Source organism: uncultured Fibrobacter sp. (assembly GCF_937877005.1).
Classification (GTDB): domain Bacteria; phylum Fibrobacterota; class Fibrobacteria; order Fibrobacterales; family Fibrobacteraceae; genus Fibrobacter.
Window position 1 is genome coordinate 1 of record NZ_CALEFV010000053.1, and the last position, 24,825, is coordinate 24,825.

A 24,825-nucleotide genomic window follows, 5' to 3' on the forward strand; every position below is an offset into this window, starting at 1 on the left:
CCTACAACCTGCAGTACTATAAGCCCGGCCATCCCGAAACCGAGATCGCCTACATGGGCTGCCGCACCCGCGTGATCGGCAACAACTATGACCCGACCCGCGAAATTTCTTATGGTCGCGGCAACCTGAGCTTCACTTCCATCAACCTCCCGCGCATCGCCATCAAGATGAAGTCGGTGGATCTGTTCTTCAAGGAACTTGACCGCATGCTGCAGCTTGTGAGCGACCAGCTCATGGAACGCTTTGCCGTGCAGAGCAAGCGCAAGGTGAAGAACTTCCCGTTCCTCATGGGACAGGGCGTGTGGATCGATTCCGACAAGCTCGGCTGGGAAGACACCGTGGGCGAAGTCATCAAGCATGGTACCCTTTCCATTGGCTTTATCGGCCTTGCAGAAACCTTGGTGATGCTTACGGGCAAGCACCACGGTGAATCCGAAGCCTCCCAGGAACTGGGTCTCAAGATTATCGGCCACATGCGCGAATTCTGCGACAAGGAATCCAAGCGCCTCGGGCTCAACTTCAGCCTGCTTGCAACACCTGCCGAAGGCCTTTCCGGTCGCTTCGTGCGTATGGACAAGAAGAAGTTCGGCATCATTCCGGGCGTGACCGACCGCGATTACTACACCAACTCCTTCCATGTGCCGGTGTACTACAAGATTTCTGCATTCAAGAAGCTCTCGCTCGAGGCTCCGTACCATGCGCTCACCAATGCGGGCCACATCAGCTACATCGAACTCGATGGCGACCCGACGCAGAACCTGGACGCTTTCGAAAAGATCGTGCACCACATGGCGAAGGTGGGAATCGGCTATGGTTCCATCAACCATCCGGTGGACCGTGACCCCGTCTGCGGATTTGTTGGAGTTATCGGAGACTGCTGCCCCCGCTGCGGACGCACCGACGGACACGCCATTTCCGAAGAAAAACTGGCTGAACTGCGTAAACTTTATCCGGGTATGCCCGCCTTCAAGGGCATCCGTTAAAAATTTCTAGTAAGGAGAATCAACAATGTCTGAAAAAGAACTGAACAAGTATGGTGAAGGAATCGGATTCGAACGCATCCGCCGCATCACGGGCTACCTCGTCGGTACCGTCGATCGCTTCAACAACGCCAAGCGTGCCGAAGTGAACGATCGCGTGAAGCACGGTGTGTAATTCCTGGGTTCACCTAGGTAGTTACCTGCTGTAGATTATCATGGCGGGCAATGTCCCGCCATTCTTTTTTCAAGAAGAGAGATCATGGAACAAGAAGAAACGCCGAGGCTTCGCATTGCGGGGATTGAACCCGAATCCTTCGTGGATGGACCCGGTATTCGTATGACGATTTTTACCCAGGGTTGCCACCATCATTGTCCGGGTTGCCATAATCCGCAGACGCATGATTTTAACGGTGGACATTTTATCGGAATAGATGAAATCCTTTCGATGATTGAGGAAAACCCGCTGCTGGATGGCGTCACCTTTAGTGGCGGAGATCCCTTGGAACAGGCCGCGGCACTCGTGCCGCTTGCACGCGAAATCAAGGAACGTGGCATGAACCTCGTGATTTACACGGGTTATACCTATGAACGCATCATGGAACTTTCTAATGAAAGACCAGACATGTTCGAGTTGCTGACTTTCGCGGATATGCTGATTGACGGTCCGTTTGTCATGGCGAAAAAATCCCTGGAACTCAAGTTTAGGGGCTCCAGCAACCAGCGCATTATCGATGTGCAGGAAAGCCTGACTCAGGGACATGTGGTCTTGCACCAGATCCAACTGGACGAAATGCAAAAAAAGCCCGAGGCCGTTCTTTCGTAACCGCGGGTGAATTTATTTGTTATGCGAGGCTAGCCGTGCGGCTAGCCTTTTTTATTGCTGCTGCCCGTTGACGAAGTACTGACAGTCTTCCATGACTTGATCGAAGAGCTCGTCGCGATTTATGCCCGTGTAGGTCGTATCGTTATCTTCCATGTGGTAGGAATTCATGTACTCCTCGAACTGGACGGTCGTGTCATCTATCCAGGTGTAGATCTCGGTAATATTCCATTCGGGATAGGTATATTTCCAGACCTTGTCCGTCTTGGTAAAGTTGCAGCCGGGTTCCTCGGGCTCGGGAGCGGCGCTCGACTTATCGTCTCCGCAGGCGGAAAGGCAGAATGCCGCTGCAAGAGTAACAAGCCAAAGTCTACATTTCATGAGAACTCCTTATTCTGTTTATTCAACGAAAAGATAGTTTTTTGGGGGGAAAACAAAAAAGCCACTCTGGTGGATGTATCTCGTCTAGAGACATGCGGCCCGCCGGAGCGACGCCATCCTTCTTTATCCACCAGAAGGGCTCAATGATTAATATAGTTTTTTTGATCAGCCTGGGCTAGAAAAAAGTGAAAAGCGCTATTCCAGTTTGGAATGTCTACGATCCGATGAATCCGTGCGGTTTGAATCCGAGGCCCTTCACGAGTTCGAAGTCCTTGCAGCTATTGACGCCTGCGGTGGTGAGCATGTCGTCGGTGATGGCTGCGTTCGCGCCGCTCTTGAAGGCGCGCTTGCCGTCGTCGCCCAGTACACCGCGGCCGCCCGCGAGGCGGATGAATGCTTTCGGGTTGATGAACCTGTAAATTGCCACGATGCGGCAGAACTCGTCGTTCGTGAGTTTCGGGAGGTTCTCGTAGGGCGTGCCCGGAATGGCGTTCAGCACGTTCACCGGCGTGGACTTGACGCCAAGCTTGCGGAGATCGAGGCACATGTCGATGCGGTCTTCCATCGTTTCGCCAAGGCCCATGATGCCGCCGCTGCAGATTTCGAGTCCTGCGGCAAGGGCGTTTTGGAGGGCTGCAATCTTGTCGTCGTAGGTGTGCGTGGTGCACACGTCGGGGAAGTGCCTGCGGTAGGTTTCCAGGTTGTTGTGGAAGCGGGTGAGGCCGGCTTCTTTCAGCTTGTCGAACTGTTCCCTGTTCAGGAGGCCTGCCGAAAGGCATACGGAAAGCTTGGTTTCTTTCTTGAGGCGGCGAATGGCTTCGGAGATCTGTTCCACGTCGCGGTTCGAGAGCGTGCGGCCCGAAGTGACGATGGAGTATCGCGGAATGCCTGCGGCTTCTTTCTTCTTCGCATCGGCTACGATTTCGTCGGCGCTGAGCAGCTTGTATTCGGGGGCGCCGGTGTGGTAGTAGCTACTCTGGGCGCAGTACTTGCAGTTTTCGGAGCAACGCCCGCTGCGAGCGTTCACGATGGAGCAAAAGTCAAAATCGTTGCCGTGGAACTTTTCGCGGATTTCGTTCGCGGCAGCGCAGAGTTCGTCGAGGTTTTCACCTAAAAGCTTGATTGCTTCTTCGCGCGTGATTTCGTATCCTTGCAATACCTTTAACTTGAGATTTTCGATAAAAGACATGCTGCGCTCCTTGTTGCGCGCCCAAATATAGAAAAGTATCCTTGATTTGAAAGAGTTGTGAAAGGAATGTAAAGTCTGTGTAAAGTGATGTAAAGCCTTTGTAAAGTCCAGATAAAACCTTTGGAAAGTGCGATTTCTGAGTCTTGCGCATCGCTCCGGGGCTTTTTACTTTAAGGTCCGCGAGGTTTTTATGACGACTTTTTATATCATTCTTGTGGCGATGTTGCTGGTGCTTGCCCTGTTCGACTTGTTCGTGGGTGTCAGTAACGATGCTGTGAATTTTTTGAGTTCCGCCGTAGGAAGCAAGGCATTTAAGTATAAAACCCTGATGATCTTTGCTGCGGTAGGAGTTTTTTGTGGAGCCACCTTCAGCAGTGGCATGATGGATATTGCGCGGCATGGCATTTATATGCCCCAGTATTACACCTTCGCCGAACTCATGTGCGTGTATGCGGCGGTGATGTTTACCGATGTAATCCTCTTGGATATATTCAACTCCTACGGAATGCCCACTTCCACTACCGTTTCCATGGTCTTCGAACTGTTGGGGGCTTCGGTCGCTATAGCCAGTATCAAGATCCTGGGGGACGATTCCCTGGCTTTAGGGAACCTCATTAATACTTCCAAGGCCCTGACGGTGATTATGGGCATCTTCCTCTCGGTGGCCATCGCCTTTGTGGTGGGCCTTGCTGTGCAATATGTAACTCGCCTGATATTCTCTTTTGGCTACAAGAAAAAACTCCGTTACTTTGTAGGGATTTTCGGCAGCGTATCCCTTACCTCCATCTTCTACTTTATCCTTGTCAAGGGGCTCAAGAATATGAGTTTTGTGGGTGAAGGGTACAAGACCTTCCTCTCGGAAAACGAGATGTTCCTTATTATGGCCATGTTCGTGGGCTTTTTTGCGATATGCCATTTGCTCCATGCCGTTGGCGTGAACGTATTGAAGGTGATTATCGCTTTTGGTACCTTCTCCCTGGCACTTGCTTTTGCTGGAAATGACTTGGTGAACTTCGTAGGAGTGCCCCTGACCAGCCTCTCTTCTGTGCAGCACTTGCTTAGCGATTCCGGTAATCCTCTAGATTACAATATGTCTTTCCTGTTGCAGTCGGAACCGGGACAGTGGTACCTTCTGATGATTGCGGGCCTTATCATGGTCCTTTCCTTGGTGTTTTCCAAAAAGGCGAAGAACGTGGTAAAGACGTCCGTTTCCTTGGCTGCCCAGAATTCCTCAGATGAAATTTTCGGAACTAACCCGGTAGCCCGGGCACTGGTTCGCGGGTCCAATGCTGTGGTCAAGTTCGTTTCTAGTCTTGTTCCAAGGAAGATTTCTAATAAACTTAATTCGCGGTTCAATACCAAGCAGATGATTTTGGAAGAAGAAGGAGCCGCCTTCGACCTGCTGCGTGCCTGCGTGAACCTGATGCTGGCTAGTTCCCTTATTGCACTTGGAACCTCTCTCAAGCTGCCCCTTTCCACCACTTATGTGACTTTCATGGTGGCCATGGGTACAAGCCTTGCGGACAGAGCCTGGAACAGGGAAACAGCGGTGTATCGCATTACGGGAGTACTCTCGGTAATCGGTGGTTGGTTCTTGACCGCCTTTGCCGCCTTTGCCAGCGCCTCGGTGGTAGCCGTGGTTCTTCATCTGGGAGGACTTCCCGCGATTTTCGCGCTGTTTGCGGTGGTCATTTTTGTCCTGGTCAGGTCAAATTTGAAATACCGTGAAAACAGGAAGGACAAGACGGAAGAACGGTTTGAGAAAATCCTTGCTGCAAGTCCCGAAAGCAAGGTGTACCCGCTAATACAGGATTACAGTCGCGGAGAATGGAGTGAAATCCTTCGGTGGTGTGCAGATTGCTACGAAAAACTGCTGGTGGGCCTTTTACGTGAAGACCTGGGAGAACTCCGGTCGGTGAACAAGAAAGTGAAAATCTTGAAGAAACACGTGCAACGGAACCGACGCCATGGAACCCTTTGTACGGAAAGGCTTGCCCAGGAAGATTTGGTGGTAAAGAACTTTTTCCTGTATCAGGCCAACGATTTTATGGGAGACGCCCTGTTCAGTCTAGAACAGATTTCGTCTCCGTGCAAGAACCATGTGGATAACGGCTTTAGCCCCGTGGATAAGGAAAAGCGGAAGAAACTTTTGCGGGTGGCCGCCCATGTGAGACAGAAAATAGAATATACGGCCGATATGGTGGAATCTATGGATTTCAGCTGCTATGACGATGTGCGCAATCAATTGCGCGAAGAAGGCTCCAAAATTTTCGGTGAACGGAAAGCGGAAATGATGAAGGCAAGTTCAGAAAATATCAGGGCGGAAATCCTTTATTTAACTATTCTTTACGAGTCCTGGGCTTTGTTGGACTCGGTAGGATCCGTGGCCAAGGCCAGCAGGAAGTTCCTAACCGTAAAGCAATGATTTTGCAGGATGCCTTATGATATATATTGTTGAAGATGATGCCGAAGTCCGGGAAATGGAAGCTTACGCTTTAAAAAGTAGCGGTTTCGAGGTATTGGCCTTTGATTGTGGCAAGGCCGTGGATGAACAGGTGAAGGTCAATGTGCCGGATTTGTTTATTCTGGATATCATGCTTCCTGGAGAAGATGGCCTGAGTATCCTCAAGCGTCTGCGAAGCCAGGAAAATACAAGGGATATTCCGGTCATCATGCTTACGGCAAAGGGAACGGAACTGGACAAGGTAAAAGGTCTGGACTTGGGTGCCGATGACTATATGGCAAAGCCTTTCGGAATCCTGGAACTGATTTCCAGGGTGCGGGCGGTTCTCCGTCGTTCTGATCGGGGGGCCGAGGAATCGGAGGTATCGGAATTTTTTTCTGTCGGCAATGTGGAATTGGATGATAGGCGCCACCTGGTACGGGTAAAAGGGAATGCGGTCGACTTGACTTTTAAGGAATATGAATTGCTGAAATTGTTGATGTCTCACCCTGGAATGGTCTATTCCCGTCAGCAGATTCTGGAAAAAATATGGGGCATTGATTTTGATATGGACACACGCACTGTGGATATGCACGTGAAAACCCTCCGGCAGAAGTTGGGGGACCAGGGGTCCATCGTACAAACCGTCAGAAACGTAGGGTATAAGGCGCTATGAAAAACAGTATCCGGTTCAGTTTGATTTACGTGGGGGTGCTCGCGGCACTCTTTGCTGTGTATTTTACTGCACAGGTTTTTGAAAATGAAATGTCAGAACAGCTGAAACGGGACCTGCGTGAAACGGCGCACCTTATCGAAGTCTCTTACGGCAAGATGGATTCGACCGATGGTGGACCCATTGCGAACTTGTCCGCCTTTTCCAGTAAAAATTTGCGTATTACCCTGGTGGGCAGTGACGGTAAGGTCATCTACGAAAGTGATGCCGAGGCCGGCAAGATGGAAAATCACCGGAACCGCCCCGAAATCATGGATGCCTATGCTAAGGGCTTCGGTGAAAATCTTCGCTATTCCGTGACCCTGAACGCCAAGGTGTATTACTTTGCGAAACGCCTTGCAGACGGGAATATCTTGCGTCTGAGCCGCCGTCAGGCGAGCCTCCACGAGTCGGTGTCCAAGACCATGCCTTACCTTATCGCACTGTTGACAGCCGTGGTCGTTGTGTCGATCCTGATAGCGATCGGCTTGAGCCGCGCCTTTGTGCGGCCGGTGCAGAGGCTTGCCGACAACTTGGGACAGCCGGAATTGATGGACGACGAGGGAATCTACAAGGAAATCGCTCCGCTCGTGAAGACAATCCGTAAACAGAACCGGGAATTGCAGCTGACTGTGGAACAGCTTTCGTTGGAAAAACTGAAAACTGCCCAGATGCGTGACGAGTTTACCGCTAACGCCTCCCATGAACTTAAAACGCCCCTCACTTCGATTTCGGGTTACGCGGAACTCATCGAAAACGGGATGGCCAAGCCTGAAGATGTAAAACTCTTTGCAGGCAAGATTCACAAGGAAGCGAACCGCTTGCTGTCTATCGCCAATGACATCATGACTCTTTCGAAACTGGATGCGCCGGGCGAATCGACGCTGGATTTAGGTGAAACGGTGAAACTGTGGCCCCTTGCCTGCAGCTGTGTAGATGAACTATCCTTCAATGCCGATAAGAAGGGGGTCCGGGTTTCGCTGAAAGGCGAAGAATCCTCCCAGGTGCAAGGAAACCGCCGACTCCTTTTTGAGATGCTGTACAACCTAGTTGACAATGCCATTCGCTATACGGAACAGGGCGGCAGCGTCCAGGTCCTTGTCAAGGAAAAAGCTCTAGTCGTAAGGGATACGGGCATCGGTATTCCCGAAGAAAATCAGCCACGCATCTTTGAACGCTTCTACCGCGTCGACAAGAGCCGCTCTAAGGCTACCGGCGGCACCGGCCTCGGCCTCGCCATCGTAAAGCATATTGCCGAAGTGCACCACGCACATATTTCCCTGAAGTCCGTTGTGGGCGAAGGTACCGAAATCAGCGTGGAATTTGGATAAAATCCGAAAACGAACATGGCTAAAGACTTTCCTTGTTGCAACAAAAAAGCCCGGCGGTGAGGCCGGGTTAATTTAATTCAATTTGTTTTCCAGAAGCGAGCTAGACAAGGCGCGAGGCCTCGTAGCGTACTAAAAGGTACGTGAGAGGCCGAACAACGCTGTATAGCGAAGCTTATCGGGAAAAAGGCTCCATGACCTGCCACAGCACGGCTTTGTGTGCGTGCAGGCGGTTTTCAGCTTCTTCAAAGCTCATGTTCACGTCGAGGTTGTCCATCACGGAGTCCGTGATTTCTTCGCCGCGGTGAGCCGGCAAGCAGTGGCTGACTTTGCAGTGTGCCGGAGCGAGCTTCAGGAGTTCGTCGTTGATCTGGAACGGCAAGAAGTGGCTCTGCTTGGTGGCTTTTTCGCCTTCTTGACCCATGGAGACCCACACGTCGCTATAGAGAATGTCGGCGTCCTTGACGGCTTCCTTCGGGTCGTGGAACACGCGGTACTGGCAACCGTGCTTCTTGAGGCCAGCCTCCGCTTCTTCGACCACCTTGGCGGGCTGTTCAAAGCCCTTCGGGCAGGCGAGCGTGAAGTTCATGCCCACCTTGGAGGCAAGTGCGAGGAAGGAGTTGGCGACGTTGTTGCCGTCACCGATAAAGGCGACCGTCTTCGGCTTACCGTCGGCATTCTTGAAACCGCCGAGGTTTTCCTTGATCATCTGGGCGAATGCGATTGCCTGGCACGGGTGGTAGTCGTCGGTCAGGGCGTTTACTACCGGCACGCTTCCGTATTCGGCGAGCTGTTCCACCAGGTCCTGCTTGAAGCAGCGAACCACGATGGCGTTTACCCAGCGGCTGAGGCAGCGGGCGACGTCCTTGACGCTTTCGCGCTTGCCAAGGCCAATGGAATCGGGGGCGAGCAGCACGGCGTGGCCGCCCAATTGGTTCATGCCCACCTGGAACGTGGTGATGGTGCGCAACGACGGCTTCTCGAAGAACATGGCAATGTTCTGGCCGTGCAGACGGTCGGACACCTTGCCGGCGTGAACCTCGGCCTTGAGGCGGGAGGCGATTTCTACGGTTTCGAGGATTTTTTCTTCGCTCCAGTCCATGAGGCGGAGGAAGTGCTTGTTGCGATCAATCATCTTCTATCCTTTGGGCAAGCCCTAAAAAAACAAAAAAAGTAAAAAACGGAGCTTTTACACTCCGTCTTTAACAGGAAATCACAATAGAATGCTAACGGATATTAGCGAAGTTTCTTTTTGTGACGGTCACGACGGCGGCGCTTCTTACGCTTGTGAGTCGCAATCTTCCTGCGCTTTCTTTTCTTTCCGCAAGGCATGTTGTTTCTCCGTTAAGGGTTAAACTTAAAATTGTATGCGCAAATAGAGAAATTTTTGGGGGCTTTGTCAAGGTTGGGGGCGTAGAAAAAAGCTAAAAAACATTAAAAAAGCTCCCGACTTGTGCCGGAAGCTTGTTTTTTTGGGGTGTATGGATAACTAGTGAAATTTTAGTTCAAAGTGGGCGTCGTCCAGTCAACCCAGTCGGCCGCGTTGTAGCTTACGCCCTTCGCCTCGATCTTACCCGTATTTTGAGTTTTGTCGTCGAACAGGTATTTTTTCACGAAGGCGGTGAGCTCGTCCTTGTTTTCGGGAGGGAAGCTGCAGTGCATGTGGTTTGCTGCCTTACTGTAGGTGAAGTCCTTCTCGGCCCCGAGGGCCTTGAAGATTTCGACGGTGGACATGGCGTTTGCGTAGCTGGCGCCTTCACCGAGCCATACCCAGCCGGTATTGTCGAGAACCAGGAGCGCGCGCGGGGCGACCATGCCGGTCAGGTAATGGTGGTCTGTGGGCAGGTCGTTGATTCTGTTGCCGTAGTTACAGAGCGAGGAGCGGAACCAGGCGGCTTCCTGACAGGCGTGGCTGAGCGGCTGAGCTTCGCTGTCCTTGGCGGCGCTACGCCAGTTGGACGCTCCACCGGAACCGGATTCCTGCGGAATGACAAGCGCAATTCGTGCGTCAAAGGCACCTGCCACGGCGGCACCCTTGCCAAGGCGAGAACATCCGGTAACACCCAAGTGGTGTACATCGATGCCCGCTTCAGGCGTCTTTTCGAGTGCGTCGATGACACGGCTTACGCCCCAGGCCCATGCAATCATGGCGCCAGCGCTATGGTTGCTTCCGTAAATGTCGTAGAACCGTCCCTTGCCGCGGGTCGCTTCCGGGGCGACATCATCGGGATTGAACGAAATCGTCGCGATATTCAGGCCGGAATAGTCTAGGCTTCCGCCGCTGAACCCAATAATGGCGGGCTTCGGGGCGTCCTTGGTGCCTGCTCCGGAAATCTTGACACTGAAGCTGATGGTTTTTCCCTTGTCTGTAACGGTGACCTTGAGCGACCCGCCGGAGTAGCTTCCTTCCACTTTTTCCGGATTGCGCGGCTTTTCGCCGAGTTCAACCTCTTCGAGAAGAGCTGAAATTTCTTCGCGGCGGCATTTCCACTGAGCCTTTGTGGTCACCTTGGAACCGTCGAAAGCGGTAAACGGATCGGGGAGTTTCGGGTTGCTTCCGATTTTCGGAATGCTTGCAACGGGGCATTCGTCACGGAAGTGCTCCTTGAAGTCGCTGCCCGGTGTCGGCGGAACAATAACCGCTTCACTCGAACTAGAAATGTTCGAATCGTCTACGGAGGAACTGCTGCCCCAATGGTGGTGGTGGCTGCTCGAAGATTCTACAGCCGGATTGGAGTCCGAAGACCCGGGCTGCTGTGCAGCGCTGCTAGAGATGTTGCCCTGCAGGACGCTATCGCTAGAGGAACCGATTTGTTCGAGATTGCTGCTAGATTCGGGTTCTGATTGGTTCTGGTCCAGCGGATTGTTTTGCAGAGAAGAATCGGGCGGTAAAAGATTGTTTAGTGAATCTATCTGTGCCGCGATACATTCGGGAGTGGTACAGTTGTTGTCTGCGGCGGCGGTGTTGTCTTCGCCACAGGCCCAAAATCCAATGGCGATAGTTGCCACTGGTAAAGCCAGTTTCCAATTTTTCATAATCCAACCCCTTGCAAAATAATGGGAATTCATTATTCTCAGGTGATTGTAAGATATATTTTTGTTGCGTGATGGTGGATTGTTTTTGGTCAAATTCTGTTGTTGCAAATTACAACGGAACGCAACCTTGCCTATTTTGCAGAAAGTGTTTATATTTCAAAATATGAACATGCATAAATTAATTTTAGCCACTTCCTTGTTGTTTCTGATTGCCTGCGGCGACGATTCTTCTAGCGCCAATAGTGTGGAGGATCCATCTAGTTCTAGCGAATATGCCGATTCCAGCTCCGGAGAACAGAAGAATCAAAGTTCGTCTAGTGTCGATAAGCGGTCTTCGTCGAGTGAGAAAAAATCCACGAGTTCTGAAAGCTCCGCAACATCGTCCAGTTCCGGTAATCCGAAATCTTCCGCTTCCAAGAATACGGACTCTTCTAGCAGCGAAAATGTTACGTCGAGCTCCAGTGAAAAAGCTCCCTCTTCCAGCTCCACGAAAATCCTGACCGACCCAATCGCGATTTTTAATCCGCGTGTACCGCAGAAAGATGTCTATACATGCAGTATGGATGATGGTTATATTAGCATGAAGCAATCCTTTGAACAGAGGGACTTCATTTGCTCCTTTAAGTATGGCGGTCGGGAAGGTTTTATTTATGCGCAGGCGTCTCCGACTGATTGCATTCAGTCGATGGGACTTGATCCGGTCTACAGTACTGATACGGCTATCATGTACATTGGCGGCAAATATACGCCGATAACGGACCTGGTTTATGATGTGGGTGGCAATCACCGTAACGACAACTTCCGCTTTACTTTTGAAGGCAAGGTCTATGAATATGACCATTCGTCTTATGGCTGGGGGTACCGTAAGTGCCACACGATGGATTGCCTTAGGGTTTATGAGGCCGACGGCGAAACGGAAATTTTGGATGGTTGCGCGTCCTTTGACGAAGATTTGAATAATGTGAGAAAGTTGCCTATCGTTTGTCGCTTTGCTGATGAAGAAGGCAAGTTCGACGATTTTACCGACACCTTTGAAATCTGTGAAGGCGATTTCAGACTTCAGTAACGCGGTGCGTTTGGGTAGGTCATTTTTTATGAAGCTGATTCTTGCCGCCATCGCGATGGCGGCTTTGTGGGGCTGCTCCAATAGCAGTTCCCCCGTAGATCCGAATCGCCATGAAAATCCCGACATTGTAGACCCCGATACGCTACCGGCCTTTGTCCAGAATGACGACGAATGGACGGGTTTCTACAAGGAAGACGGCTACGAGGCTTTGCGCAAGCTCGCGTACCCCTCCAAGACGGAGATGGGTACAAGTTACCTGGTAAAGTTCATCATTACCGATTTCAACTCGGATAGCGCTGTCGTTCATTTTATGAATACGAAGAAGCGTCTGTTGCATTATGATTTTGCACGCTCGGTGTTGCACGACCTGAGTTCGCTTTCGGAATTCGAAAAGGAAGCCTACTATGATACGGCAAAGAGGACGGTTGCGGGAACGCTTGTGTATTATGCGACGCTTGATTCCATGGTGGCGCTCACGTTCTTCCCGACGGACTGCATCTCGCCTAAGCAGGTGGCCGCGGTGCAACAGCTGATTGAAAGCCGCATGCTGTTCTTGGCTTCGGGCGGTTCCAAAAATCGCCTGTTCTACATGCCGTCAGGGAGTGCCGCGGAAAAGGCCGCCGCTGAACACGAGGCCGAATTCAAGAAGGCGAATGTCCCTGTCTACACGCACGCGCAGCTGTTCGGCGATATCTCGCTCCAGATTATGAATACGGGAACGGCCTACGGTACGCTCGTGAAGCTGACCGCCGCTGAACTCGATACGGCGATAGTTTCTTCGCACGACATATTGATTCTGGAAACGCTCCCGGCAGAAATTCCGCTGGTGGCGGCGACCATCAGCAAGGATTCGCAGACGCCACTTTCGCATGTGAACTTGGCGGCGAAGGCGCGCAAGACGCCGAACATTGCCTTTAACGGAAACGACTTGCCCGACAGCCTGCTTGCTCTCTGCGGAAAGCTGGTGAAGCTGGAGGCCAAGGGGAATTCCTACACGGTGGTAGCGACGACCCTTGAAGAGGCCCAGGCGTTTTGGAAAAAGAATGCGCGGAAGCCCGTTACGCTGGCCTACGATCTGTCTGATTCGGGACTGGTTGATTTTGCTGATCTCAATTTCAATTCGTCCAAGTCCGTGGGCGTGAAGGCGGCGAACCTGGCCGAACTCCATAAGTTGCTGCCTGAAAATTCTCCCGACGGGTTCGCGGTGCCGTTCTACCATTACAGCCACTTTATGGACTATGCACAGGTGACCGGAGAACTGTGCGAAAAGTCCTTCAGCGATTGCGGCAAGGAAGGCCGTGCGTCGGGAATCTGCACGCAAGTGAAAAACGCTTGTATGGAACAACTTGAGCCGTTTGCCGCGGCGAGCCCGTCGAAGGGGACGGTGTCGCTCCGCAGCTATATTGCCGGCATGATTGCCCGCGATGACTTTGCTGCCGACACGCGCCTGCGCGAAGCGGTCCTCGATAACATCCGCTACCTGTTCAAGCACATTCCTGTCGACAAGGATTTTGGCGATGCGCTCGATGCCAAGGTGAAAGCCCTTTATGGCGATGCCGGGGTGCGCCTGCGTTCCAGCACCAATTCCGAAGACCTGAGCGACTTTAATGGTGCAGGCCTTTACAAGTCGGTGAAGGCGACTACGCGCGAAAAGGATCTCCCATCCGATGAAATCCGCAAGGTATGGGCTTCCGTGTGGAGCTTCAAGGCGTTCGAAGAACGTTCCCTCTGGAACATTGACCACATGTCGGTGCAGATGGCGGTGGCTGTCCACGAGGCTTTTCCCGACGAGGTTGCGAATGGCGTCATCATTACGCAGAACATCGCCGATTATTCCGTCGCTGGCATTTACGCAAATATCCAGGTCGGAGAAACGTCCATCACCAATCCCGAAGGCGGCGAACGCCCCGAGATCCTTTCGATTATTCCTTCTGCCGGACTCGGCGTGCAGAGCGTACTGTTGCAACATTCGACGCTTAGCCCGGATGCACTGATTCTTACGGATAAGGAAATCAATGAGTTGTATCTGACTGTTCAGAAAATTCAGAGGTATTTTGCAAAACTTTATAATGAGTATCCTGATGCCTTTGCGCTTGATATCGAATTCAAGGTCATGGGGCCTGAACGTAAGCTGGTGTATAAGCAAGTGCGTCCTTACGTGATGTAATTGTTATCTTTATGGCATGAACATTATCAAGAAAACCTTTGTCGCAATCGCCCTTTGCGGGGCGGCCCTGTGCAGTTTTGCCGCCGATGTCAAACCCTACGTGGAAGCCGATGCGCTCCCGGACGCACTGAACTATTACCCTGCGCCCCCCGATACCATGTCGCCGCAGTTCATGTACGACATCTCGCAGTACATGTGGGGCAAAACGATGCGTCTCGATTCTGCCCGTGCGGCCCTGGCGGTGGCACAGGCGGCAGAAACCGTCGAAGAGATGGCCGCAATGTTCAGCGAGCCCTTTGGCATGGAAATTTCGGCAAAGAAAACTCCTGCCATCATGAACCTGCTCGAACGAGGCGTCCTGACACTTAGAAAAGTGGGGAGCAAGGCCAAAAGGCACTATATGAGGCGCCGCCCTTACGACCGCTTTAACGAACCGACGCTTGTCCCTGCCGAAGAAGAACGCCTGAGAACGAATGGTTCCTATCCGTCGGGACATACTGCTCGTGCGTGGGCCATGGCCCTGCTGCTAATCGAGGTGAACCCGGCTGCCCAGGATGCCCTGCTGAAGTACGCCTACGAATGGGGACAGAGCCGCGTGATTGCAGGCTTCCACTGGCAAAGCGACGTGGACGCCTCCAAGGTGCTTGTCTCGGGCGCCTACCCGAGCTTGCATACAAACGAAACCTTCATGGCCGACATGCGCAAGGCTCAAGCGGAGTTCAAGAAGCTGAAAGCCGCCGAAACCAAAGGCTCTGCACCAAAACCCGCTACAGGGAAACCTGCTGCACCGAAGGCCGGGAAGAAGTAAAAGTTTGCATGGGCGTTCCCACACATATATGTGTGGTCGGGCTATATTTTATGGGTTGCCCGGTTCACTCTGTTCCCGCCCAACCTCATAAAACGGCGCCACAGCGCCGCCCCAAGGGTTACCATCTCTAACGCGGATGCAATAATGTTTTTTCAGCAAGAGTAAATTCTAATTTGCGAAAAATCCCATTATTGGTCCAAGAATCATATTTGAAAAAGTGTTTCCGTATACTTGAATTACGATGGCCTTAAAAAAGCCTATTTCGGTCAAATTCGGAGCGTACCACTTATCCATATCCTTGTTTTGAATACGTACGGCCAACATAGTTGTTGCACCAACCTGATACGGTTCCCAATAAATCGAAATATCGTTTCCTTGAATCTTTGTATGCCGTAAGCGTCCGTAAGAATCGGTTTCTATTTCCTCCCATTTCGAATTTGCTGTACACGATGCGTCAGAAGAACATTCTAATGCATCCTCTATAAATTCATAACTGTTTATTGCGGAGTAATCCGAAGAACACCCCCAAAAAAACAAAGCAAAAACAATGCCAATGATGCTCTTTTTCATTTTTTTACTCCTATGCTGCGATTACTTACAAAGGTCTTGTTTCCTGTTGATGTCGCGTACTTGGCGGCATTAAATGTTCCTGACTGATTGCTTCCCCCAAAATTTTCAGAAATTACGGCTTTAAGTTCCAGTAAAAAAGATATCACCAAGAAGGGGAAAGCTATTACCAGAGCCGTAAACCCTATGTCCCAGAAAGTGAGCCAATTTAAAATGCCGAGCCAGGCAAGAATTCCCCCGACTAATCCCCACACTACAGTCCCATAAAGGGAAATAAAGGGGATTGCCATAAAGAATAATACAGCATTGGGTGTATATTTTGCATGATCTTCATCGTTGATCATGACTACTCCTAAAAATAGGGGAACGAAAAACAACAGGTGTCTTGAAATGGCAAACAGGCTATTCCATTCCATAAACCAGGTTGTTAGGCAGATTACCACCATGACAAGAAAGGATATTCCCTGTGTTTTTAGAAGATCTATCATCAAGTCCGTGTCTATTTCCTTTGGAGGACAATTCTTCTTTTCTTCTTTTATGGGAGCGTCTTTCAATAAGGAGTCTAGAGAGAGCTCTCCAATATAATTTTGTTTAAGATATATAGATCTAAGCTTTGGGACTATTTTCTTGATTAGGTTGCTTCTGTTTGTATCTGTTTTTGCGTTTGTAGAAGTCGCGGGTCTATTGAAGATTAAGTATTTCAAATCTAAAACCATTACGGGAATGGTTAAAATAAATGAAAACGCTATTAAAGTGAACCCGGCATCCCAAAAAGTCAGCCAGCCAATAGCTCCGAAATAGGCTAGAATTGAGCCAATTCCGCCCCATAAAAGGATCATACTGAACGGTATAGTAAGGATTATTCCAGCAATTTTAAGTGGTTTGGGCGCAAATTCTTGAATAATCATTTCCTTTGCAGATCCTGTTCCTTCCTTATACCATGTAACTGCCGCAAAGACTAGAGGAACAAAAAAGAGCAAATGTCTTGAAATGGCAAACAAGGTGTTCCATTCTAAGGCTCTTGTTAAGAAACAGATTCCCAATATAACTCCAAAACTAATTATTTGGATCACAAGCGACATCTGAATATTTTCGTACACTTCAGGGAACATCCATTTTTTGGTAGAGTCTTGTTCCTTGCAGGAATCTTGTTCTTTGTTCAAATTTTGATTATATAAACGGATGTCTTCTTCTGAAGGGAGTTTGATTTTTGGTCGAGTCAACGCAACCGCAGCAACAATCGGTTCTACAATTGTTTTTGCTTCCAATTCGTGATCAGGATTATGGAAGATATCCTTTAAGAAATTGGGATTTTTCTCCGTATAGGTCTTAAACTCCGCCATAGCCAAAGCGGCTTCACTCTCGGACAGCATATAATCATAGCTCAAATTTGCCCAGACATTTTGCAAAATATCGAGCATTCTTTTCGCATCGTCCTCTATTATCTCGTCAAGAACGCCTTTTGCCGTCTTGGAAGCAAGCATTCCGCCCACAAATCCACCGACAATAGTTCCAACTACAGGAATTGCACTTCCGACAGAAGCTCCTGCGATTGCTCCCGCTACACCGGATGAGGTTTGGAGAATGTTTTTGCTCAACTGCTGAAAAGAGATGTCTCCTGAGAAAAAGTTATAGAAATCCTTAACAGAAAGAATGGAAACGGAAACCCCCATTGTAATAACGTTTCCACGTAATACTTTGCTGGCGGCAGCATTTGCAGTTTTATGAAATAAAGTCTCTGAAAGTTCCGGACCCATCAATTTGACGATTTCTTGGGAAATGCCCGTATCTTTTATAACTCTATCTATTCCAGTTCTCGCTATTCCACTAACCAGGGTTGTTTGCAACCCTATAAAGCCACCTGCTTCCACTGTCACGATGCAAGAATTCTTCAGGGCCTCTTTAAAATCTTTCCCGTCCCAAATACTTTTGAAAAATACAACCGCTGCACCAACTCCCAGAAATGGAAGTGAATTATAAACGGCTATACAACCTTGTTTCGCGTCATAAATTAAACCTTCGACAGTTCCAAACTTTGTTATATTTACGGCTTGTTCGTAAGTTGCAGCACCTTCTCTAATTAATTCCTTCGCTTTACTAGGGTCCGATACTCCGGGAAATTTACCTTCTGCAATTCTTTTTTCCAACAAAGCAACCCCTTGCTCGCCTTGGCCTTTAGGAATCTCGGCCGCCATAAGAGAACCGTCTGCATTTTTGTACTTGTAGTTGCCCTTGTCATCAAACAAAGCATTAACAGACTCTTGTGCGGTTTTATAGTATTTTGTTTGGATAAAAGTGCCATCAGAATATCTGTCTGGGCCATTCAAAGCATTATCGTTTCCGACAACTCGTGCATCTTTCCCTGCGAGAAGGTCATCAACATTATTTGCTTGCTCCGCTGCAAAACCATGGCCTTGACGAGCTTGGAGTTTCACATTTTCTGCATAAACTTGAGAACTGTTTACGCCAGCCGTTCCAACTACAGAATTAATTTCTTCGCTTGATTCTGAGTTGTTTAAATTGTCCCTTTGATCCATAACGGTCTCCATTTTTACTTTTTGGAGTTTTTCTATCGTCATTTTTAAAATAACATAAAAATGGACGAAAAAAATTCAAAAAGTTTATAAAAAGGAGCAATTTTGTGTAGAAAACGGCGAATTTGTGCCATTTTGTAAAGCAAACGGGCTATTCCTACTTGGAATGGGGTTGGCTGTTCAACTCTGAATAATGTATATTATGGAGGAGGTTTATATGGAAGATCTTGTTTTGACAATTCCAACCCAAGATTTGGGTATCATGGAAACGCTAGCGAATCGCATGGGCTGGACTGTGCGGTCTAAGCGAAGCATTGTCCAGAAATTCGTCGATTCATGTCCCAAGACCCCGATGATGACCGACGAAGAAATCGCCGCTGAAGTCAACGCTGTTCGATATGGGAAATGAAGGTCCTGTTCGACACAAATTTGTGGATATCATTCATGATAGGCAAGCGGCTTGCTTCGCTTGCCGATGTTTTATGCCGTAATGATGTTCAAGTTTATATGAGCGAACAACTGCTAGACGAAATTCAAACTGTGGTCGCTCGTCCGAAATTTAACGTTATTATTTCTCAAGAATCACGGCAAGCGTTTGTTGACATGGTGGATAATGTTTGCCATTGGACTCCAATCACAATACAGGCAAAATCACCTATCAGGGACATCAAGGATCTCTTTATATTGTCAATGGCAGAAAGTGTTCCTGTTGATTTTATTATAAGCGGAGACAAGGATTTGACTGAACTGAAAAGTCATGCGGGAATACCGATTCTTTCGTATTCAGAGTTTTTGAATAAATTAGGTTTATAAGTGAAAAACGCAGGCTCGGGGAGAGTCTGCGTTTGCTAATATGTCATCCCCGCGAAGGCGGGGATCTTTTATGCCGCGATGATTACCGCACAACCTTGCGGTCGTTTTCCGTCATCTTGAGGAAGTCGGCAACCTTCATGGAACCCTTGTCGCCGTCCTTACGCTTACGCACGGACACGACTCCGTCTGCAACTTCTTTCTCGCCGACGATGAGGAGGTAAGGCACTTTCTGCAGTTCGCACTGGCGGATCTTGTAGCCGAGCTTTTGACGCCTTCGGCGTCAGCGGCGGCGCCTCGGTCATGCCAAAATGCAAGCATTTTGTCGCGACGCTCGGCTTGCACGCTACTCGTTGCATTCATCGACTTCCACGCAAAAAAACGTAGGCTCAAAGGAAGCCTACGTTTGCGGATGTTATTTCCTTATTGATTAACGGACGACTCTTCTGTCATCAGCAGTCATGTCAATAAAGGCCTGAACACTCATCTGACCCTTGTCTCCGTCCTTACGTTTGCGAACGGCAACCAAGTTGTCAGAGGCTTCCTTTTCGCCTACAATAAGAATGTAGGGGATCTTTTGAATTTCACACTGACGAATTTTATATCCCAACTTTTCATTGGACTCGTCAGTTTCGACCCTAATTCCGGCGTTCACGAGTTCCTTCTCGACCTGCTTCGCGTATTCAACGAACTTTTCAGAAATCGGGAGCACGCGGGCTTGAACCGGAGCGAGCCACAGCGGGAAATCTCCCATGAATTCTTCGATAAGAATACCGAGGAAGCGTTCGATGGAACCCACGGCGGCGCGGTGCAGCATCACCGGAATGTGCTTCTGGTTGTCCTTGCCGACATACTCGGCACCCAGGCGCTGCGGGAGGTTGAAGTCCACCTGGATCGTACCGCACTGCCAGTCACGACCGAGGCTGTCCTTCAGCGTGAATTCGAGCTTCGGGCCGTAGAAGGCGCCTTCGCCCGGGTTCAAGATGTAGTCGAGGCCGGCGAGCTTGGTAGCTTCGGCGAGGGCGGCTTCAGCCTTGTCCCAGATTTCGTCGGAACCCACGCGCTTTTCCGGGCGGGTGGAGAACTTCACCACGATATCGTCGAAACCGAAGTCGTGGTAGATTTCCTTGACGAGGGCACAGAAGTCGGCCACTTCGCTTGCAATCTGGTCTTCGGTACAGAAGATGTGGGCGTCGTCCTGCACAAAGCCGCGCACGCGCATCAGGCCGTGCATGGTGCCGGCAGGTTCGTAACGGTGGCACTTACCGAATTCGGCAAGGCGCATCGGCAGGTCACGCCAACTGCGGAGACCGGTGTTGAAAATCTGGATGTGGCAGGGGCAGTTCATCGGCTTCACGGCCATTTCCACGTCGCCAGCCAGCGTCTTGAACATGTTCTCGTTGTACTTGTCGGCGTGGCCGGACTTGATCCACAAAGTCTTGTTCACGATTTCCGGCGTGATCACTTCGAGATAGCCGCGACGGTCAATCTTCCCGCGGATGTAGTCCTTGAGGGCGTTCACCATCTTGGTGCCCTTCGGGTGCCAGAACACCATGCCCGGAGAATGGTCTTCGATGTGGTAGAGGTCCATTTCCTTGCCGATCTTGCGGTGGTCGCGCTTTTCGGCCTCTTCCAGGAACTTCAGGTAAGTTTCGAGACCTTCCTTGTCGGCAAAGCAGGTGCCGTACACACGGGTCAGCTGGTCGCTGTTCTGATCGCCATGCCAGTAGGCGCCCGACATCGAGAGCACCTTGAAATTCTTGAGCTTGCCAGTAGAAGGCACGTGGGGGCCGGCGCAGAGGTCTTCAAAGTTCTTGCCCGGTTCGCCAGTCACGTAGAAGCTGAGAGTGCCGTCGCTACCTTCGCGGGCGAGAGCACGCTGCGCGTTATCCGTCTTGTACTTGTCGCCTTCGGTGCGCTTCAGGCCATCGGCGGCGCTGACTTCGCAACGGGTAAACGGACGGTCTTCCTTGATGATTTCCTTCATGCGCTTTTCGATGCGCTCGAAATCCGACTGCTGGATCGGGGTCGGTGTCATCAAATCGTAGTAGAAACCCTTTTCGATAGCCGGACCGTAGGCGAGCTTGGTGCCCGGGAACAGGTCGCAGATGGCTTCGGCGAGCACGTGGCTGCAGCTGTGGCGGAGCAGGTAAAGTGCATCCGGGTCGTCGTTGCTCGGCGTGATAATCTTGATGGTGCCGCTCTCGGTGAGCGGGCGCGTGAGGTCGAGGACCTTATCGCCGAGTTTGACGCCAAGCGCCTTGCGTGCAAGACCTTCGGAAATGCCCTTCGCAATTTCGAGGCCGGTGGTGCCCGATGCTACGGAACGTACGGAGCCATCGGGGAAGGTGAGTTCGATTTGAGACATAAATAATCCTTTTATGGGCGGTTCTCGCCCGGTTCCCCAGAAATACGACATCTGGCGGTGCGCGCAAAGATAGAAAAGTAGGAGAAATAAAGTAGAGTAAGGAAAGTCTTTTTTATAAAGGGGAAAGCCTTCCCCTGGGTCGCACTACGTTGCTCCCCACCCCTTCTCCTAGGGGCCCAGCCCCTAAGACCCCGAGGTGAATTATATGGATACTAATTACGACTGCTTGAAATCAGAAAATGAAATATAAATTGTTAAATTTCTTCAAAAATCGCCGTTTTTGAAATTTTGATTTATTTAGTATTGAAAATACTACAAAAAATCTTGACTTTAAGAAAAGAATTGCTTATATTTAGGGCATGGACTTTGAAAATACATCAAAGAGCACCCTTGTCTTGTCGAAATCGCATACGGTATTGCTGCGCGATGTTGCCCAGCTTTCGGTGGGTTATCCGTTCCGCAACACCTGCGTCCCGGGAGAAAGTGGCACGCTCGCGTGTTTTTTGCGCGATGTGGATTCGGATGGCTCGTTGAATGTGGGCGCGCTGCGGCGTGTAGAAGACGTCAAGCCCAACGGCTCGCACCTTGCGGTGGCGGGTGATATCGTGTTTAGGTCGAGGGGTGGCTCGTTTGTTTCGGCTCTTGTACCTGTCTTGGATGAAGATTTGCTTGTGGTTGCCCCGATGATCCGTATCCGCGTAAATCGCGAAAGGGTTTTGCCCGAATACCTGGTTTGGTATATGAACGGCGCCAACGGAGCCGCTTTTTTCAAGGAATTCGCCAAGGGTTCTGCCATGCCGCTCATCAGCAAGACTGTTTTGGAGCAGATGTCGGTCAAATTGCCCAATTTAAGGGTTCAGCAGGCTATTGCCGACCTTGTAAAACTCAGCCGAAAAGAACATGAGATTTTGGCAGAAATTGTCAAGCAAAAGAACTTAATTTTAGAAACGGAAATATCAAAATACCTGGAGTCGCTATGAGTGAAGTGAAAAGCGAAAAAATCAAGCAAGATGCCATCAACGCTGCCGCCTGGGCCGCGTGCGATACCTTCCGCGGGGCGGTTGATCCGGCGCAGTACAAGGACTACATTCTGGTGATGCTGTTCTTGAAGTATATGTCGGATGTTTGGCGCGACCATTACGACGCTTATGGCAAACAATACGGCGGCGACGAGGCGCGAATCCTCCGCAAACTGGAGCGCGAACGTTTTGTACTCCCGATGGTAGAAATCAAGAACGAGAAAGGCAAGGTCATCGACAAGTTTGTCGCGGACTATTACAGCCTTTACGAACGCCGCACTGCAGATAACATCGGCGATTTAATCAACATCGTTCTCGACAAGATTGAAACGCAGAACAGGCTCAAGCTTGAAGGCGTGTTCCGCAATATCGACTTCAATTCCGAACCAAATCTCGGCAAGACGAAGGACCGCAACCGTCGCTTACGTACGCTGCTCGAAGACTTCCATAAGGACGAACTCGACATGTCGCCGAGCCGCGTTTCCGAAGACATCATCGGCAACACCTATATGTATCTGTTGGAGCGTTTCGGTGCCGAGGCTGGCAAGAAGGCGGGTGAATTCTTTACACCGTTCGTTGTTACCGAACTCGTGGCGAAACTCGCCGCTCCGAAGGATGGCGACAAGATTTGCGACCCGACGTGCGGCGCGGGCGGTTTGCTTTTGCAGGGCGCAAAGCAGGTGCCGAGCGGCAACTACGCTTTGTTTGGTCAGGAATCGAACGGCAGTACGTGGGCTCTTTGCCGCATGAACATGTTCCTGCATAGCACCGATAGCGCCCGCATTGAATGGGGCGATACGCTCAACAGTCCGATGCTTGTCGAAAAGGACAAGTTGATGAAATTCAACGTGGTGGTGGCTAATCCGCCTTTCAGCCTTGACAAATGGGGCGCAGAAAACGCCGAAAGTGACCCCTACAAGCGTTTTTTCCGTGGCGTTCCGCCCAAGAGCAAGGGCGACTGGGCCTTCATTACGCACATGGTTGAAACATGCCTCGCGGGCGAAGGACGCGTCGTTGTCGTGGTGCCGCACGGTGTGCTGTTCCGTGGTTCTTCCGAAGGCAAAATCCGTGAGGCGATGATTCGCGAAAATTTGCTGGATGCGGTAATCGGCCTCCCCGAAAACCTTTTCCCGACCACAAGCATTCCCGTGGCGATTCTGGTATTCGACCGCAGCCGTGAAATCGGCGGCAAGAACGCAAAGCGCAAGGACGTGCTGTTCATTGACGCTAGCCGTGAATTTGTGCAGGGCAAAAAGCAGAATTCGCTCTCCGAAGAGAATATCTCAAAGATTGTGAATACTTACAAGAAGCGCAAGAATGTGGACAAGTACGCCCATGTTGCCTCCTTCGACGAAATTGAAGGTAACGAATTCAACCTGAATATTCCGCGTTATGTGGACACCTTCGAAGAAGAAGCTCCTATCGATGTGGATGCCGTGCAGAAGGATATCGACCGTCTCGAAAAGGAACTTGCCGAAGTCCGTAAGCAGATGGCGCAAAAACTGAAGGAGATTAAACGGGGGTAATTATCATTTTCTTGAGGTCACGAAAATGATAAAGAACCATGTCGCTCGCATGGGCGAGATGGTTGAATAAAGGATGATTTGATGACGCTGGAAGAACTTAAAAACCTGATTTCTAAAGACGAGACGAAGAATGTCGAGTTGAAGAAATCTACCGGTGAACTTCGTGAAGGCATGCATACGGCATGTGCCTTTTTGAATTCCGATGGCGGAGTTCTCGTTTTCGGTGTCACACCCTCCTTGAATATTGTCGGGCAGATTGTTTCAGAATCTACCCGCCGCGATATCGCGCTGGCTTTGGCGGGTATTGAGCCCGCAGTTACGCCCGTCATTGAATATGTAGATATTTCCGGCAAGCCGAACCTCCAGGTAATCGTGCTGAGGTTCAATCCGTGGGTCTATGGGCAAAAGCCATACACATTCCACGGGAAGCCATATTATAGACTGGAGAGCGTCACCAAGGCGATGCCCAGGGATATGTTTGATGAGCGGATTCGCATTAATATGCCCCACCAGTATTCATGGGAAATGAGGACTGCCGAAGGGTATAGCATAAAGGATCTTAACGCCGGCACGATTCGTGGGGTTGTGCGTCTCGGCGTCGAAGAAAAACGAATTCCGGTGGGGTCACTCAATGAATCAATTAAAGTAATATTGAAAAAATGGAACCTGTTGGATGGCAACGATTTGCGGAACGCCGCTGTGTTTCTTTTTTCTAAGAGATTTTCGTATGATTATGAAATTCGAATGGCTCGTTTTAGAGGAACGGACAAAAATTACTTTATCGACAACCAACAGGCTCATGGCAATTTCTTTGAACTGCTTGATGCGGGCATGTCATTCTTTTTCAAGCATCTTTCTCTTAGCGGAGAAATCAAGGGATTTAAAAGGGAAGAACACCTTGATGTTCCAGCAACGGCATTGCGCGAGGCACTGATTAACGCTCTTTGCCATAGGGATTATGACATTCACCAGTGCTCTATCGGCATTGCCATATATGACGACCGTATAGAAATTGAAAGCCCGGGCTTGTTACCCCGCGAATTAACTCCCAAAACTATTAAGCGGTCGCAT

Annotated in this window: 21 protein-coding genes and 1 pseudogene; 14 read left to right on the forward strand and 8 right to left on the reverse strand. The window is 50.2% G+C overall.

Translation table 11 applies throughout. The annotated features are described in order from the left end of the window. The 3 genes from nrdD (Q0628_RS03110) to nrdG all read left to right on the forward strand — a co-directional run. On the forward strand, window positions 1-983 hold a 983-nt coding region (gene nrdD / locus Q0628_RS03110; RefSeq protein WP_298768119.1), incomplete at its 5' end, for an anaerobic ribonucleoside-triphosphate reductase. A 25-nt stretch (window positions 984-1,008) separates the two neighbouring features. Further along, complete coding sequence (nrdD, locus tag Q0628_RS03115; protein ID WP_072798566.1) at window positions 1,009-1,155, forward strand: anaerobic ribonucleoside-triphosphate reductase; 147 nt, start codon at window positions 1,009-1,011, stop codon at window positions 1,153-1,155. 84 nt (window positions 1,156-1,239) lie between these two features. Next, entirely contained in the window at window positions 1,240-1,803 is a 564-nt protein-coding gene (gene nrdG, locus Q0628_RS03120) for an anaerobic ribonucleoside-triphosphate reductase activating protein (RefSeq protein WP_298768120.1), read from the forward strand. A gap of 51 nt (window positions 1,804-1,854) precedes the next feature. Here the strand turns inward: nrdG and Q0628_RS03125 are convergent, their stop codons facing one another. Together Q0628_RS03125 and bioB are read right to left on the reverse strand one after the other, a co-directional pair. Then, window positions 1,855-2,181, reverse strand: a complete 327-nt coding sequence (locus Q0628_RS03125; protein ID WP_298768121.1) for a hypothetical protein — start codon at window positions 2,179-2,181, stop codon at window positions 1,855-1,857. A gap of 214 nt (window positions 2,182-2,395) precedes the next feature. Then, window positions 2,396-3,370, reverse strand: a complete 975-nt coding sequence (bioB, locus tag Q0628_RS03130) for a biotin synthase BioB (RefSeq protein WP_298768122.1) — start codon at window positions 3,368-3,370, stop codon at window positions 2,396-2,398. Between the two features lie 190 nt (window positions 3,371-3,560). Between bioB and Q0628_RS03135 the strand changes: the two genes are divergently transcribed. From Q0628_RS03135 to Q0628_RS03145, 3 genes are read left to right on the forward strand one after another with little or no spacing between them, the layout of a single operon-like run. Next, entirely contained in the window at window positions 3,561-5,795 is a 2,235-nt protein-coding gene (locus Q0628_RS03135) for an inorganic phosphate transporter (RefSeq protein ID WP_298768123.1), read from the forward strand. A gap of 16 nt (window positions 5,796-5,811) precedes the next feature. Then, window positions 5,812-6,489 (forward strand): response regulator transcription factor, encoded by a 678-nt coding sequence (locus Q0628_RS03140; protein ID WP_298768124.1) that lies wholly within the window; start codon window positions 5,812-5,814, stop codon window positions 6,487-6,489. Beyond that, a complete protein-coding gene (locus Q0628_RS03145; RefSeq protein WP_298768125.1) occupies window positions 6,486-7,856 on the forward strand; it encodes an ATP-binding protein in 1,371 nt (456 codons plus the stop codon). The genes Q0628_RS03140 and Q0628_RS03145 overlap by 4 nt, the downstream gene beginning before the upstream one ends. Window positions 7,857-8,028: 172 nt before the next feature. Here the strand turns inward: Q0628_RS03145 and argF are convergent, their stop codons facing one another. Together argF and Q0628_RS03155 are read right to left on the reverse strand one after the other, a co-directional pair. Further along, window positions 8,029-8,988 carry an ornithine carbamoyltransferase gene (gene argF / locus Q0628_RS03150; protein WP_298768126.1) on the reverse strand — a complete coding sequence of 320 codons (960 nt, stop codon included), beginning with the start codon at window positions 8,986-8,988 and terminating at the stop codon, window positions 8,029-8,031. A 365-nt stretch (window positions 8,989-9,353) separates the two neighbouring features. Continuing rightward, window positions 9,354-10,889: a hypothetical protein gene (locus tag Q0628_RS03155; RefSeq protein WP_298768127.1), complete on the reverse strand. Its 1,536-nt coding sequence runs from the start codon at window positions 10,887-10,889 to the stop codon at window positions 9,354-9,356. Window positions 10,890-11,052: 163 nt separating this feature from the next. On the opposite strand from Q0628_RS03155, the gene Q0628_RS03160 reads away from it, so the two are divergent. Genes Q0628_RS03160 through Q0628_RS03170 form a run of 3 tightly spaced genes read left to right on the forward strand, consistent with a single transcriptional unit; the run spans window position 11,053 to window position 14,930 of the window. Then, window positions 11,053-11,955, forward strand: a complete 903-nt coding sequence (locus Q0628_RS03160; RefSeq protein ID WP_298768128.1) for a hypothetical protein — start codon at window positions 11,053-11,055, stop codon at window positions 11,953-11,955. Window positions 11,956-11,983: 28 nt separating this feature from the next. After that, entirely contained in the window at window positions 11,984-14,122 is a 2,139-nt protein-coding gene (locus Q0628_RS03165) for a PEP/pyruvate-binding domain-containing protein (RefSeq protein WP_298768129.1), read from the forward strand. Window positions 14,123-14,138: 16 nt separating this feature from the next. After that, window positions 14,139-14,930: a phosphatase PAP2 family protein gene (locus Q0628_RS03170; RefSeq protein WP_298768130.1), complete on the forward strand. Its 792-nt coding sequence runs from the start codon at window positions 14,139-14,141 to the stop codon at window positions 14,928-14,930. A 168-nt stretch (window positions 14,931-15,098) separates the two neighbouring features. On the opposite strand, the gene Q0628_RS03175 is transcribed toward Q0628_RS03170, so the two are convergent. Together Q0628_RS03175 and Q0628_RS03180 are read right to left on the reverse strand one after the other, a co-directional pair. After that, the gene (locus Q0628_RS03175; RefSeq protein ID WP_298768131.1) at window positions 15,099-15,500 is read right to left on the reverse strand and encodes a hypothetical protein; all 402 of its coding nucleotides are present in this window, start codon (window positions 15,498-15,500) and stop codon (window positions 15,099-15,101) included. Next, window positions 15,497-18,076: a hypothetical protein gene (locus tag Q0628_RS03180; RefSeq protein WP_298768132.1), complete on the reverse strand. Its 2,580-nt coding sequence runs from the start codon at window positions 18,074-18,076 to the stop codon at window positions 15,497-15,499. The genes Q0628_RS03175 and Q0628_RS03180 overlap by 4 nt, the downstream gene beginning before the upstream one ends. 172 nt (window positions 18,077-18,248) lie before the next feature. Here Q0628_RS03180 and Q0628_RS03185 point away from each other — a divergent pair, with 172 nt between their 5' ends. Continuing rightward, window positions 18,249-18,440, forward strand: coding sequence for a hypothetical protein (locus Q0628_RS03185; RefSeq protein WP_141100396.1), 192 nt, complete (start codon window positions 18,249-18,251; stop codon window positions 18,438-18,440). After that, a complete protein-coding gene (locus tag Q0628_RS03190; RefSeq protein WP_298768133.1) occupies window positions 18,437-18,844 on the forward strand; it encodes a putative toxin-antitoxin system toxin component, PIN family in 408 nt (135 codons plus the stop codon). Before Q0628_RS03185 ends, Q0628_RS03190 begins: the two co-directional genes overlap by 4 nt. Window positions 18,845-18,926: 82 nt before the next feature. Here the strand turns inward: Q0628_RS03190 and Q0628_RS03195 are convergent. Together Q0628_RS03195 and thrS are read right to left on the reverse strand one after the other, a co-directional pair. Beyond that, window positions 18,927-19,106, reverse strand: a pseudogene (locus tag Q0628_RS03195) (His/Gly/Thr/Pro-type tRNA ligase C-terminal domain-containing protein); the annotation flags it as partial. Between the two features lie 165 nt (window positions 19,107-19,271). Next, the gene (gene thrS, locus Q0628_RS03200) at window positions 19,272-21,209 is read right to left on the reverse strand and encodes a threonine--tRNA ligase (protein ID WP_298768134.1); all 1,938 of its coding nucleotides are present in this window, start codon (window positions 21,207-21,209) and stop codon (window positions 19,272-19,274) included. A gap of 359 nt (window positions 21,210-21,568) precedes the next feature. Here thrS and Q0628_RS03205 point away from each other — a divergent pair, with 359 nt between their 5' ends. From Q0628_RS03205 to Q0628_RS03215, 3 genes are all read left to right on the forward strand, one after another. Beyond that, the gene (locus tag Q0628_RS03205; protein WP_298768135.1) at window positions 21,569-22,189 is read left to right on the forward strand and encodes a hypothetical protein; all 621 of its coding nucleotides are present in this window, start codon (window positions 21,569-21,571) and stop codon (window positions 22,187-22,189) included. Beyond that, complete coding sequence (locus Q0628_RS03210; RefSeq protein WP_298768136.1) at window positions 22,186-23,754, forward strand: type I restriction-modification system subunit M; 1,569 nt, start codon at window positions 22,186-22,188, stop codon at window positions 23,752-23,754. Before Q0628_RS03205 ends, Q0628_RS03210 begins: the two co-directional genes overlap by 4 nt. Before the next feature lie 81 nt (window positions 23,755-23,835). Further along, window positions 23,836-24,825, forward strand: a 990-nt coding sequence (locus Q0628_RS03215; protein ID WP_298768137.1) for an RNA-binding domain-containing protein, incomplete at its 3' end; no start/stop codon positions are given.